Origin of the sequence: Draconibacterium sp. IB214405, assembly GCF_033963885.1 — a bacterium.
In the GTDB taxonomy this organism is placed as follows: Bacteria; Bacteroidota; Bacteroidia; order Bacteroidales; family Prolixibacteraceae; genus Draconibacterium.
The window spans coordinates 230,939-243,590 of record NZ_JAXBMA010000005.1 but is presented as its reverse complement, the minus strand read 5'-3'; the positions used below and the strand labels follow the sequence as shown (position 1 = coordinate 243,590).

At 39.2% G+C, this 12,652-nt stretch carries 10 protein-coding genes; 6 read left to right on the top strand and 4 right to left on the bottom strand.

All coding sequences use genetic code 11. From position 1 onward, the window contains the following. Positions 1–98: 98 nt before the first annotated feature. Positions 99–425, top strand: coding sequence for a DUF6249 domain-containing protein (locus tag SLH46_RS18460; RefSeq protein WP_320282696.1), 327 nt, complete (start codon positions 99–101; stop codon positions 423–425). 55 nt (positions 426–480) lie between these two features. On the opposite strand, the gene SLH46_RS18455 is transcribed toward SLH46_RS18460, so the two are convergent. Next, a complete protein-coding gene (locus SLH46_RS18455; RefSeq protein ID WP_320282695.1) occupies positions 481–1,755 on the bottom strand; it encodes a M64 family metallopeptidase in 1,275 nt (424 codons plus the stop codon). Between the two features lie 229 nt (positions 1,756–1,984). Between SLH46_RS18455 and SLH46_RS18450 the strand changes: the two genes are divergently transcribed. Beyond that, positions 1,985–3,304 (top strand): mechanosensitive ion channel family protein, encoded by a 1,320-nt coding sequence (locus SLH46_RS18450; protein ID WP_320282694.1) that lies wholly within the window; start codon positions 1,985–1,987, stop codon positions 3,302–3,304. Between the two features lie 148 nt (positions 3,305–3,452). Further along, on the top strand, positions 3,453–3,938 hold the full coding sequence (locus SLH46_RS18445) for an Lrp/AsnC family transcriptional regulator (protein ID WP_320282693.1): 486 nt from the start codon (positions 3,453–3,455) through the stop codon (positions 3,936–3,938). 43 nt (positions 3,939–3,981) lie between these two features. Here SLH46_RS18445 and SLH46_RS18440 read toward each other — a convergent pair whose 3' ends face one another. Next, positions 3,982–5,310, bottom strand: coding sequence for an ammonium transporter (locus SLH46_RS18440; RefSeq protein WP_320282692.1), 1,329 nt, complete (start codon positions 5,308–5,310; stop codon positions 3,982–3,984). A 367-nt stretch (positions 5,311–5,677) separates the two neighbouring features. On the opposite strand from SLH46_RS18440, the gene SLH46_RS18435 reads away from it, so the two are divergent. Further along, positions 5,678–6,139, top strand: a complete 462-nt coding sequence (locus SLH46_RS18435; protein WP_320282691.1) for an Lrp/AsnC family transcriptional regulator — start codon at positions 5,678–5,680, stop codon at positions 6,137–6,139. On the opposite strand, the gene rlmB is transcribed toward SLH46_RS18435, so the two are convergent. Both rlmB and SLH46_RS18425 read right to left on the bottom strand, forming a co-directional pair. Then, a complete protein-coding gene (gene rlmB, locus SLH46_RS18430) occupies positions 6,136–6,894 on the bottom strand; it encodes a 23S rRNA (guanosine(2251)-2'-O)-methyltransferase RlmB (RefSeq protein ID WP_320282690.1) in 759 nt (252 codons plus the stop codon). The two genes, SLH46_RS18435 and rlmB, sit on opposite strands and share 4 nt — an antisense overlap. After that, entirely contained in the window at positions 6,894–8,840 is a 1,947-nt protein-coding gene (locus tag SLH46_RS18425; protein ID WP_320282689.1) for an ABC-F family ATP-binding cassette domain-containing protein, read from the bottom strand. The genes rlmB and SLH46_RS18425 overlap by 1 nt, the downstream gene beginning before the upstream one ends. 412 nt (positions 8,841–9,252) lie before the next feature. Between SLH46_RS18425 and rlmD the strand changes: the two genes are divergently transcribed. Then, the gene (gene rlmD / locus SLH46_RS18420) at positions 9,253–10,668 is read left to right on the top strand and encodes a 23S rRNA (uracil(1939)-C(5))-methyltransferase RlmD (RefSeq protein WP_320282688.1); all 1,416 of its coding nucleotides are present in this window, start codon (positions 9,253–9,255) and stop codon (positions 10,666–10,668) included. A gap of 143 nt (positions 10,669–10,811) precedes the next feature. Then, a complete protein-coding gene (locus tag SLH46_RS18415; protein ID WP_320282687.1) occupies positions 10,812–12,362 on the top strand; it encodes an OmpA family protein in 1,551 nt (516 codons plus the stop codon). Positions 12,363–12,652 lie beyond the last annotated feature (290 nt).

The window sequence follows — 12,652 nt, the reverse complement described above, 5'->3', positions numbered from 1 at the left end:
TCATCAGCAAGAAAAAAATCAGAAAAGTTGTAACCGCCAAAACAATGTCGCGTCAAAAGAGCGAAAACAAAATAAAAAACAAATTAAAAATTAATATTATGGAAGGATTATTTGTACCAATCGGTTTTTTTCTGGCAATCTTCGCCATCTTATACGTATACTGGACAACACGTACAAAAGAGCGCCTGGCCTTAGTTGAAAAAGGACTTGATGCCGGAATATTTAAAGGAGAATGTTCGCAGTTATCACTTGTTAAGTGGGGAATCTTTTTAATTGCAGTAGGATTAGGCGTAGTTGCCGGATTTATTCTATCAAGAGCAATTGACGAAGTAGTTGCTTTCTTTACCGCAATCCTGGTTCTCGGAGGAGTTGGTTTAATTGTAGCTTATGTAGTTACTTCGAAACTTTTGAAAAAGAAAGAATAACGATAAGAGCAGATAAGTAAAAAAGCGGATGAGTTGATTGCTCATCCGCTTTTTTTTATTCCGAATAAAAGCGAATAACTTTCCGAATGGCTTCCTGGCACACCGGGCAAAAACCTTCGGCTTCGTTGGTGTTCATTCGGCAGTCGATATGCGGGCTGTAAATTCCTTTAGCCATGTAACCACCTCCTTCGTACACGCCAACAGTATTATTGTATTTGGCTTTTCGTGGAGTTGGAACCGGCGTGTCCGCGTCGATCATATTTTTCCATTTCTTATCAAAATCAACCAAAGTAGTAATGTTGGGTTCCCAGGGTTCAATTTCAAGGTTGTAGAAATCTTCGTACGCCACCGCCGAGTTGTAATATTCGTCGCCCAGTCCACCAAATCCATGGCCGAATTCGTGAACGATAATTTTTGGTGTCAGTTCATTGTCGGCCGTGCAAACGGTAACAAAATTGTAAAAACCGCCGCCACCGTAACGTTCGGTATTTACCAGCACATAAATCTGATCGTAAGGAACGCTGGCCGCAGCATCGTAAACCGTTTTCATATCGGCAGTGGTAAGGTAGCGCGGCAAATCGAAGGTGTAATAGCTGGTATTAAAATAAGTGTTTTTGTATATGTGTTCGCCCGGAACGTCGGTGCCTGAATCTGCTGAAGGAGCAAAAACAGCATGCACATTAAAGTTGGCTTTCTCCGATTTAAAAGGTTCGGTGTCGAATAAATACCCCGAAACTTTTGCAGCATCAGCATAAAAATCTTCCATTTCGGCAGCGGTGTAACCTTCAGCCAGAATAACAATATCTACTTTTTTTGCCGGATCGCCGTTGTTAACAATGTCTTTGGTTTCAAAATCGGGTTTATCTTCTTTCAAAATAAAATAATCTTTCGGATCAATATCGGTGGTATAAATCGTTTTAAAGGTTCCGTCCCACTGGCGGGCATCAATTTCTAAACGAACATTGTGCTTTGGATAGGGAATAAGTGCTGCCTGATAAAACGTTTTATTGTTTGTTTTGGCGTCGGCAGTGGTTTGCCACTCCTGGAAAAGCGTGCTAAAACCTTTGCTGTAAATCAGGCTGTCCGATTTTACATCGAAAACGCGGTAACGGTAACTTCCGTAGTTAAACACGTCGATGAGGTTTGTTTTCGATCCACCCCAAAACGGTTCCTGTTTCATCTGTTGCGGATAAACAACAACTTCTTTGCTGTTGCCACCCAAAAGAAAGTCGAAACGTAATGTTTTATTTTTGAAATAGGCGTTAAAATCGGTTTGTGCAATCGTAAAAATCGGGAGTATGAAAAGAATAAAAGAAAACTTCAACTTCATTTTATGTTCGTTTATTATTTTTGATGGAAATAAGCATTAGCAAAAAATCAAACTATGACGAATGCAACAACTTTTCTTTAAACAAATTCTATACTCCCTTATTCGATGATTAGTTGAAAAGAAATTCTTTTGTAACTATTTGACATTTAGGTGAGTTATGGTGCTTTGTAGAGAGGTGATTCGTAAATGATTGTTTTGTTAAGGATTAACGAATTAAACATTTTTAAGAATGAATATTATTTACAGCTACCTGCTGGAACATCTTCGTAGTTTAGGGCTTACTGAATTTCTGGTAAAGCCAACAGCGGCTTTTACATGTATATTACTTATTGTTTTTGTAGCCTGGTTCGCCCATTTTGTAACCCGTAAAATATTTTTAAAGATCGTTCAGCGAATTGCGGCGCGCACAAAAACCGAGTGGGATGATATTCTGGTGAGAAACAAAGTTTTTATGGGCCTGGCGCACCTGGTTCCTGCTTTTATTTTGTTTTATACGGCTGATTTCTCCTATCCAAATATTCATACCGAGGTTAGCGAGCTCGATCCGGAAGTATATAAAACTTTATCACAGGATTATTATTGGGGGCTGGCAACCGTTTTGTTAAAAATGTCGCGACTGTATTTTACGGTCATAATAGTTTATGTAACCAATGCCATTTTAAATGCCGGGCTCGAAATTTACAATACCACAGAATACGCACATCACCGCTCGATAAAAGGTTACGTGCAACTGGTAAAGATTTTTGTATTCTTTATGGCCGGTATTCTGGTAATCTCCGTTTTGCTTGAAAAGGATCCGACGGTGTTGCTGGCCGGGCTTGGTGCAATGGCGGCTGTACTGTTGTTGGTGTTTCGCGATACGATTCTTGGTTTTGTGGCGTCGATACAGTTGTCGGCAAACGATATGGTAAAAATTGGCGACTGGATTCAGATGGACAGTCATCGTGCCGACGGAACCGTAATCGATATCACGCTGAACACCGTAAAAGTTCAGAACTGGGATAAAACCATAACAACCATTCCTACTTACGCCCTGGTGTCAGAGTCGTTTTATAACTGGAAAGGAATGGAAGAATCGGGAGGCCGTCGTATTAAACGCTCGGTAGCCATCGATACAAATACCATTAAATTCTGCGACGCCGCCATGTTGGAACGGTTCGAAAAGTTCGACCTTATACGTGGTTATGTCAGAGAAAAGGAGCAGGAGTTAAAAGAATACAACAAAGGTAAAAACCTGACCGATGAAGATTTTATCAGTGGTCGTCATCAGACCAATGTTGGTATTTTCCGAAAGTATTTGGAAGTGTATTTACGCCAGCATCCGAAAATAAAACAAGACCTTACTTTTTTGGTGCGTCAGTTGGCACCGGTAGGTAAGGGTTTGCCCATCGAAATTTATGTGTTCAGCAACGATCAGGCGTGGGCGAATTACGAAGCTATTCAGGCCGATATTTTTGATCATATTTTTGCTGTAATTCCCGAATTTGAGTTACGCGTATTCCAGGAACCAACAGGAGCAGATCTGGAAAAATTAATAAAACGATCTTGAAAAAATCAACAATAGATTGTTATCTTTCAAAAAATCTGTAACTTACATATTGTAAGCATTTATATGTTTTTTAGCATCTCAGATTAGAAATTGTGATTTTTGCCTACATTTGTTCTATAATTTGAAACTAACTCAGAAGATTTGAAACATGAAGTCGAATGAATATTTAGAAGAAAAACCGGCCGAGATAGATGAGCTGGATGAAAAGATATTAAAGCTCATTACAAAAAATGCCCGAATTCCCTTTTTAGAAGTTGCCCGCGAATGTGGTGTTTCAGGAGCAGCTATTCATCAACGTGTTCAGCGCCTGCTGAATATTGGTGTTGTTCATGGAAGTGAATTTGTGGTGAGCCCTCAGAAATTAGGTTACAACACTTGTGCTTATATGGGTATTTACCTCGATAAGGCCAAGTACCACACTCAGGTAGCCGAAGCATTGAGAAATATTCCTGAAATAATTGAGTGTCACTACACTACAGGCGCTTATGCTATTTTTGTGAAGATTCAAACCAAAACGAATAAACATTTGAAACGTTTGATCGATGAACAACTGCAGGATATTGAAGGAATTGCGCGAACGGAAACGTTCATATCGCTTGAAATGGATTTTAAACGACAAGTTCCTATAAAATAAAAAAGGCCGGTTTTTACCGGCCTTTTTTATGCGTTGTATTTTCTTATTCTTCTGAGTAGACAAAATTATATGATTCGTCGTGCTGGCTGATATCCAAACCGACTTTCTCTCCGTGTGGAGAAATACGTAAAGGAACAATCATATCTGTGATTTTATACATTAACATGGATCCGCCAAATGTGAAAACGCCAACAATTACCAGGGCCAACAGATGATAAAGGAAAGTAGTTATTTCCCCGTGAATCAGACCCACTTCGTTGGCAAAAACAGCTGTAAACAACATACCTGTTATACCTCCCATTCCGTGCGCAGGAAATACATCAAGCGTATCATCCAGTTTCGATTTTGTACGAAGCGTAATGGCGTAGTTACTGATAATTGCTGCAATTACACCAATAAAAATACTCGATCCTACATTTACAAAACCGGCAGCCGGAGTAATGGCAACCAATCCTACAACCAGTCCGATTGCAGCACCAACAGCCGATGGTTTTTTACCTTGTGCCGCATCAAAAAAGATCCAGGTTAACATGGCTGCTGCCGATGCCGTATTTGTATTTACCAAAGCTGCAGCTGCAACAGAGTCGGCTGCCAGTGCCGATCCGGCATTAAAACCAAACCAGCCAAACCAAAGCATACCTGCCCCCAAAAGGATGTATGGAATATTTGCTGGTTTAAACTCTTTGTTGGCATCTTTTCTTCTTCCTAAAAACATGGCGCCTGCCAGAGCTGCAAAACCTGCCGACATGTGAACAACAGTACCACCGGCAAAATCAAGAACTCCCCAGTTGCGCAGGAATCCGTTCGGATGCCAGGTCCAGTGGGCCAGAGGCGCATAAATGAAAAGGATAAACAATACCATAAAAAGCATGTAGGCTCTAAAACGCACTCTTCCTGCAAATGATCCGGTAATGAGTGCCGGAGTGATTATGGCAAATTTTAACTGGAACATCGCAAATACGGCAAACGGAAATGTTGGCGCAAAATCGGGGTGTGTTCCGCCTCCAACTCCTCTGAACATAAAGAAGGTGAGCGGATTGCCAAACAGACCATATCCTTCGCCTCCAATACTGTCACCAAAGGCAATACTAAAACCAACAACAACCCAAAGTACACTTACAATACCCATGGCAACAAAACTTTGCAACATGGTAGAAATAATGTTTCTCGATTGAATCATACCTCCGTAAAAGAACGCTAAACCGGGAGTCATTAACAATACCAAACCTGTGGCTGTTAACATCCAGGCGGTGTCGCCGGCATCGAGGTTTGAGACATCAATCGTTTCAATTCCGGTAGGAATTATTACACCGAGTAAGGCTACAAGTACCAAAAGAGCTAACAAAAACCACCAACTGGTTGAATTTTTCATGTTTTATAATTTTTAAGGTTACGAACATTTAAGTCTGTCCAACACAGTATGGACTCAACATAACAATCGCTGTTGAGTAATTTTTGTGCTGAAATAAAGCTGTTTTTAACTGTCTGTGGATTTTTATTGCTGTCTGTTTTTATAAAAATCCAGCATAAATCTATTAAACTACATTTAAGAAGCCTTGGAATATGTCAAATTGAAAGAAATTAGGATGATAAATTAACAAACTGATAATAATTTTGAGTTTTTCGTCGGTCAAGAAATGAAATTTTAATTTTTGTTACTAATTTGTGAGGGAGTTCAGTTTACTTTGAATTTATGTTAGATTTTTGGTACTTTTGTAGAAAATTGTTAAAAGATGACTTTGAGGAATAATTTAGACGATTGGGATTTGAAAATTCTCGATATTATTACAAAAAACGCAAGAATACCTTTTAAGGATGTTGCCAAAGAAGTTGGAATATCACGTGCTGCTGTACACCAACGTGTTAACAGAATGGTCGACCTGGAGGTGATTGTTGGTTCGGGGTATCATATAAATCCCAAAAAGGTCGATTTTAAAACGTGTACTTACATTGGAATTTTCCTTGAAAAAGGAGGATTATTCAGCGAAGTTGTAAAGGGACTCGAGCAAATCCCGGAAATAGTTGAATGCCACTATACAACTGGTGCATATGCTATTTTTGTTAAGGTTTATGCCAAGGATAACGAGCACCTGAAAAATATACTAAGCGGAAGTATCCAGAAAATTCAAGGTGTAGCCAGTACCGAAACGTTTATTTCTCTCGAAGAATCATTTAAGCGAACTATTCCTGTTCAGGCTTAATTACGTTGCCTTACTGCTTCGTAAACCATTAAAGCTGCTGAAACCGATACATTAAGCGACTCGATCTTTCCTAAGATTGGGATTTTTAATTGTTGATCAGCCAGCTTTAAAATTTGTGGCGAAATCCCGGTATCTTCTGATCCCATCACTATTGCCAGTGGCATTTTCATGTCGGCATCAGTAAAGAGTGTTTCTGCTTTTTCGGTGGCTGCAACAATTTGTATACCCGATTCCTGCAGAAACCGAACCGTGTGGTAAAGGTTGTTTGTTTTACAAATGGGAATGTTATGAATGGCTCCGGCAGATGTTTTTACGGCATCGGCTCCAATACGTGCCATTCCTTTCTCAGGGATTACAATAGCCTGAACACCGGCACATTCAGCCGAGCGAGCGATCGCTCCAAAATTTCGTACATCGGTAATCTGATCGAGAACAAGTAGGAGAGGAGTTTCGCCTTTTTCGTAAATACCAGGAATTACATTTTCAATATTATCAAATTCAATCGGTGAAACAAACGCAAGAACACCCTGGTGATTTTTCCGTGTTATACGGTTGATCTTTTCAATGGGAACGTATTGAATGGCAATATCATTCTCTTTGGCAAGCGAAGTAAGCTCGGTTGTCAACTCGTTGTGAAGTCCTTTTTTTACCAGTATTTTATCAATGGTTTTTCCTTTTTTAATGGCTTCAATTACTGCTCTTGTACCAAATAAAAAATCTTCACTGTTTATTCCTTTATTTCTCCTTCTATCCATTACCATGTTTTTTTAGCCTTCCAGTTTTCTAATTCTTCGTGTTCTTCCTCCCAGGCCATCATTGTTTCTTCCAGTTTTGTTTTTAGTTGCTCGTATTGCTCAAAAACCGAATGATCATCGATGTTCTCAGGAGCCGAAAGAACCTTGTCCATTTCTTCAATTTCTGTCTCCAGTTTTTCTATCTGTTCCTCTGTTTGCTGTACTTTTTTCTCCAGCCTCGAAATTGTACGATTAATTTCTTTTTTCTGATCGAACGAGAGCTCATCCTTTTGACTATCCGAAGTTACAACATTCGTGGCTTTTGCCACTTGTTTTTTAACTTCAAGTTCTTTCATAGACTCCATTTTTTTGCGATACAGAAAATCAAAAATACCACCAAGATGTTGTTTGGCTTTTTTATTTCTGAATTCGTAAATGCAATCAACCAGCCCGTCAAGGAAATCACGGTCGTGCGAAACCACAAGTACTGTCCCTGTGAAATTTAGCAGCGCATTTTTCAAAATTTCTTTCGATCGCATATCCAGGTGGTTGGTGGGCTCATCCAGAATCAGAAAGTTTACCGGTTCCAGCATGAGGCGAATCATGGCCAGACGCGATTTTTCACCACCACTCAATACTTTTACTTTTTTATCGATGTCTTCGCCACGAAATAGAAATGCGGCCAGAATATCACGGATTTTAGTGCGGATATCGCCAACAGCAATTTCATCGATAGTTTCAAAAACCGTAAGTTCGCCATTTAATAATTGTGCCTGGTTTTGCGCAAAATAGCCGATTTTTACATTGTGACCCAGTTTCATCTGCCCGTTATGCGCAAGCTCGTTCATTATAATCCGGGCTAGGGTTGTTTTTCCTTCCCCGTTTCGGCCTACAAAAGCTATTTTCTCACCATTCTCAACAGTAAGGTCAATATCGTCGAGTACATGCAGACTATCGTAAAACTTACTGATATGTTTTGCTTCAACCACCACACGACCGGAACGAGGTGCCGGTGGAAAATTTATTTTCAGAGCGGCATTGTCTTCTTCTTCAATCTCAATCCGATCCAGTTTTTCCAGCTGTTTTACCCGCGATTGTACCTGAACTGCTTTCGATGACTTGTATCTGAAACGTTCAATAAAACGCTCCGTATCTTCAATCATCTTTTGTTGATTGTTATATGCAGCCAGTTGTATCTCACGTTGCTCAACTTTCCAGTCAACAAACTTCGAGTAGTTCATTTTCTGGTCGGTAATTTTCCCCAGCGATATTTCTATTGTACGGTTACACACTGCATCAAGAAATGCCTTATCGTGCGAAACCAAAACAACTGCACCACTGTAGGTTTTTAAAAAATCTTCGAGCCACTGAATTGATTCAATATCGAGGTGGTTGGTCGGCTCATCGAGTAAAAAAACATCGGGCTTTTTTAACAGGAGTTTGGCAAGCTCAACACGCATACGCCATCCGCCACTAAATTCCGATGTCATCCGACCAAAATCAGTCCGTTCAAAACCGAGTCCTAAAAGTGTTTGTTCCAATTCAGCCTCGTAGTTATCGCCACCCAAAAGCTGGTAGCGCTCGTTCAGTTCGTGTACATGATCCAGCTTTTTCAGGTAACCCTCCGAGTGGTAGTCTTCACTATTGGCAATTTCGTTGTTGAGTTCCGAAATTTGTTTTTCTATATCCAGAAGTTTCTCGAACGCCAGCTTAACCTCCTCCTTTAATGTCTGCGTATCCGAAACGTTCATCTCCTGAGGGAGGTAACCAATACTTGTATCTTTTGGAATGGTAACTTCTCCGCTGGTAGGATTATTCTTGCCTGTAAGTATTTTTAGTAAAGTACTTTTACCGGCTCCGTTTTTTCCGATTAAACCAATTCGGTCTTTCGGATTGATCAGAAAACTGATTTCCTTAAAAAGTTCGAAACCGCCAAAGCTGAGATTTATTTTGTCTATCGAGATCATTCTATATAAAAATTGCCCAAAGATAATTATTTCGGACAGACGACATTTCTTAAAATTCAGGCAAAAAAAATACCCTCTCGGGTAAAAAGGAAGGGGAAAGCTCTATGGACGCTTTTTGAAGATGATTGATAATTTACAAACCCCTAAACACAAAACCAATCATAAATACAGAAGTCGCTTTCCCCTTTTAAGTTTTACTTATTGAAAATAAAACCAACCATTAAATCAATAGCAAATATAAGGAAATGATTAAATAACAAAAGAGGTATGGAACATAAAATCACTTTTGTGTATACAAAAAGGCAGTGTTTTCCCATAATGGGAAAATCTAACTTCATTTGGGAAATGACCATTAAAGCAATAATAATGCAATATTGATTAATGAATTATATTTGCGGAAAATTTGATTACAGTGGGAAGAAAGAAAAGAAATAAACCGTTTTACGAGAATGTGTTAATTGAGGATATCGGTGCCGAAGGAAAAGCAGTTGCAAGAGTTGGCGATGTGGTAGTATTTACAAAATTGGCAATTCCTGGTGATGTGGTAGATTTACAGGTTACAAAAAAGAGGAAGCGCTACCAGGAGGCCATTATAAAGGAATATAAAACCTATAGCGACGACAGGGCTGAAGCTTTTTGTAAACACTTTGGAGTTTGCGGGGGATGTAAGTGGCAAATTCTTCCTTACGAAAAACAATTGTTTTATAAACAAAAACAGGTTCAGGATCAACTTTCGCGAATCGGAAAGGTTGAAATGCCTGAAATGCTGCCAATTAAAGGCTCGGAAAAGAATACCTTTTACCGAAACAAAATGGAGTTTACTTTTTCGAATAAACGCTGGTTGAGTTTTGAGGAGATCGAAAAAGATGACGAAATTAAAGATCCCAATGCATTAGGTTTTCATGTTCCCGGCTTATTCGATAAGGTTGTAAACATTGAAAAGTGTTGGTTACAGGGCGATCCGTCAAACCCGATCCGAAACTTTATTTATAACTATGCGATAAAAAATAACCTCTCATTTTTTGATATTCGTGAGCAGGAAGGCTTATTAAGGACCCTTATTATTCGCACAAGTACAACTGGCGAATTGATGGTGATTCTCAGCTTCTTTTACGAAGATGAATCGGTGCGAGAGGCCTTGTTAAATGCAGTAAAAGAGGAGTTTCCGGAGATTACTTCGCTGTTGTATGTTATCAACTCTAAAGGGAATGATACTATCACCGACCAGGAAATTAAAGTATTTTCCGGTAGAGATTATATTCTGGAGGAGATGGAGGGACTGTCTTTTAAAATAGGTCCTAAAAGTTTCTATCAGACAAACTCAGAGCAGGCTTACGAACTGTATAAAGTTACCCGTGATTTTGCGGAGTTATCAGGCGATGAGGTGGTGTACGACTTATATACCGGGACGGGTACAATTGCAAACTTTGTGGCACGAAAAGCACGAAAAGTAGTTGGAATTGAATATGTTCCCGAAGCAATTGAGGATGCAAAAGTAAATTCAGCGCTGAACGAAATCGATAACACTGCGTTTTTTGCCGGAGATATGAGAGATGTGCTTAACGAAGCATTTATCGACGAACATGGCAAGCCGGAAGTGGTAATTACCGATCCGCCAAGAGCAGGTATGCATGCTGATGTTATTCAAACAATTTTAACCATGGAGCCAAATAAAATTGTTTATGTTAGTTGCAATCCTGCCACCCAGGCACGGGACCTCGCACTGCTCGATTCGTTGTACCAAATTGAGAAAATTCAACCCGTAGATATGTTCCCTCACACACATCACGTCGAAAATGTGGTAATGCTCAGAAAAAGACTTGGTTAATTACGTAAAATGGTATAACTTGGTAACTCGAAATGCAATTGAAAGTTGCAAAAATAAGGGTCGTATTAAGAAGCAATTGCTCTCTTAATATTTGTATGTATAATGTTAAACAAGTTTTCTGAAAATCCTAAATTCAAATAATTATGAAAAGAGTATTACTTATTCTTATTGCATTTGTTCCGATGTTAGCTCTGGCACAACAGAAGTGCGTCTACTTTGAAAAAATGGTCAAGCTCGAAACCGAAAAGACCGATTTAAATACCACTCAAAGTGATTTTGGTCCCGGATTCGTAGGTGATGAACTTTGGTATTCAGCATTTACCGATGAGGAGATTGAAAAGTTAAATAGTGGTTCAGATAAGAAAATTTATTATAATCTGTATTCCACCCCAACCGATTCAAAAGGTAATGTAAAGACAGGTAAAACTGTTAAGTTGGAGTCGGCAAGTGAGGGTTATCATGCCGGACCGGTTTCGTATTGCGAAGCTACCGGCGAACTATTTGTAACCCTAAGTAATTTTGAAAATCCTGAAGTAAGAAACAAGGTTTATCAAAAAGCTGACATTCGTTTAAAAATTATTATTGCTAAAAAAGTTAACGGCGAATGGCAAAAAACGGGTGAACTCCCTTTTAATGATCCAACATATTCGGTAGGTCATCCAAGCATCACCGCTTCGGGCGATACATTGTTTTTTGTTTCTGATATTCCTGATAAAGGTTTTGGAGGTACTGATATTTATATGTCGGTTCGCTCAAACGGAAGCTGGGGCGAAATGCAAAATATGGGTGAGACCATAAATACCGATCAAAATGAAATGTTCCCGTTTATCCACAAAGGTAAATTCCTTATCTTTTCGTCAAATGGAAGAGGTTCGGGTGATGATCTGGATATCTATAATGTTGGGATGTTTGGAGGCAATATAACAGGTGTTGCTGAGCTAACAGAATTGAATTCTGATGGCGACGATTTTGGTTTTGTAATACATCCGGACGAAGAAATTGGTTACTACTGCTCGAACAAAGAAGGTGGTATGGGCAGCGACGATATTTATAAAGTTCTTCTTGAAAAACTGGGTTCTTATGATCTTGAGCTTGTTGTAATGGATAAAAAGACAATGGAGCCGGTACAAGATGCGAAAATTACTTTCGGAGGAGTTGCTAAAGCTATTGTTGGACTATTGTTCAAGCAGGAACTGGAAAAAGATAAAAGCTATAACGTTGCAACAACTATGGATGGTTACATGAACGATTCGAAAACCATTTCAACAGTTGGTAAACCATTTGGAGTAATTAAGGATACCTTGTGGATTGAAAAAGTTAAGGTTGGGCAGAAGTTCGTAATGGAGAATATATACTACGATTTTGATAAATGGGATATTTTACCCGAATCGGAAGTTGAGCTGGATAAACTGGTAAAAGTTATGAATGATAATCCTGACTGGAAAGTTGAGTTAGGATCACACACCGACTGTCGCGGTAGCGATGAATATAATAAAGTTCTTAGTCAGAAACGTTCAGATTCAGCTGTAGGATATATCGTTAGCAAAGGAATAAGTGCAGACCGAATAACTGCAATGGGTTACGGTGAAACACAGTTGGTAAATGAATGCGACGATGGAGTAGCATGTTCGGAGGCTGACCATCGTAAAAACCGTAGAACTGAGTTTAAGATACTTGAAATGAACGGAAATTAATAACTATTAATACCAATCATCGAAAAGCTGTTCTTGTATAGAGCAGCTTTTTTTATTGACTGCTATTAAAATAAGAAAGCCTGAAAATCATACGATTTACAGGCTTTTGATGTTTTTTTGTTTTTGATTCTGTCGGGATGACAGGATTTGAACCTGCGACCCCTGGTCCCCCAGAAAGGTGGCTGAAAATGTTGTAATGATAAATAAATAAGATTGTTATGAATTTGGTGTAAATGCTATTTTGACTGAATTTTGACTGACTTCATTAAAAACAGCCCTTCGGATACTCT

Bases quoted from the DNA above. Each gene is read 5' to 3' on its own strand.
- SLH46_RS18460 (WP_320282696.1), top strand. From the start codon at position 99: ATGGAAGGATTATTTGTACCAATCGGTTTTTTTCTGGCAATCTTCGCC.
- SLH46_RS18455 (WP_320282695.1), bottom strand. From the start codon at position 1,755: ATGAAGTTGAAGTTTTCTTTTATTCTTTTCATACTCCCGATTTTTACG.
- SLH46_RS18450 (WP_320282694.1), top strand. From the start codon at position 1,985: ATGAATATTATTTACAGCTACCTGCTGGAACATCTTCGTAGTTTAGGG.
- SLH46_RS18445 (WP_320282693.1), top strand. From the start codon at position 3,453: ATGAAGTCGAATGAATATTTAGAAGAAAAACCGGCCGAGATAGATGAG.
- SLH46_RS18440 (WP_320282692.1), bottom strand. From the start codon at position 5,310: ATGAAAAATTCAACCAGTTGGTGGTTTTTGTTAGCTCTTTTGGTACTT.
- rlmB (WP_320282690.1), bottom strand. From the start codon at position 6,894: ATGGATAGAAGGAGAAATAAAGGAATAAACAGTGAAGATTTTTTATTT.
- SLH46_RS18425 (WP_320282689.1), bottom strand. From the start codon at position 8,840: ATGATCTCGATAGACAAAATAAATCTCAGCTTTGGCGGTTTCGAACTT.
- SLH46_RS18415 (WP_320282687.1), top strand. From the start codon at position 10,812: ATGAAAAGAGTATTACTTATTCTTATTGCATTTGTTCCGATGTTAGCT.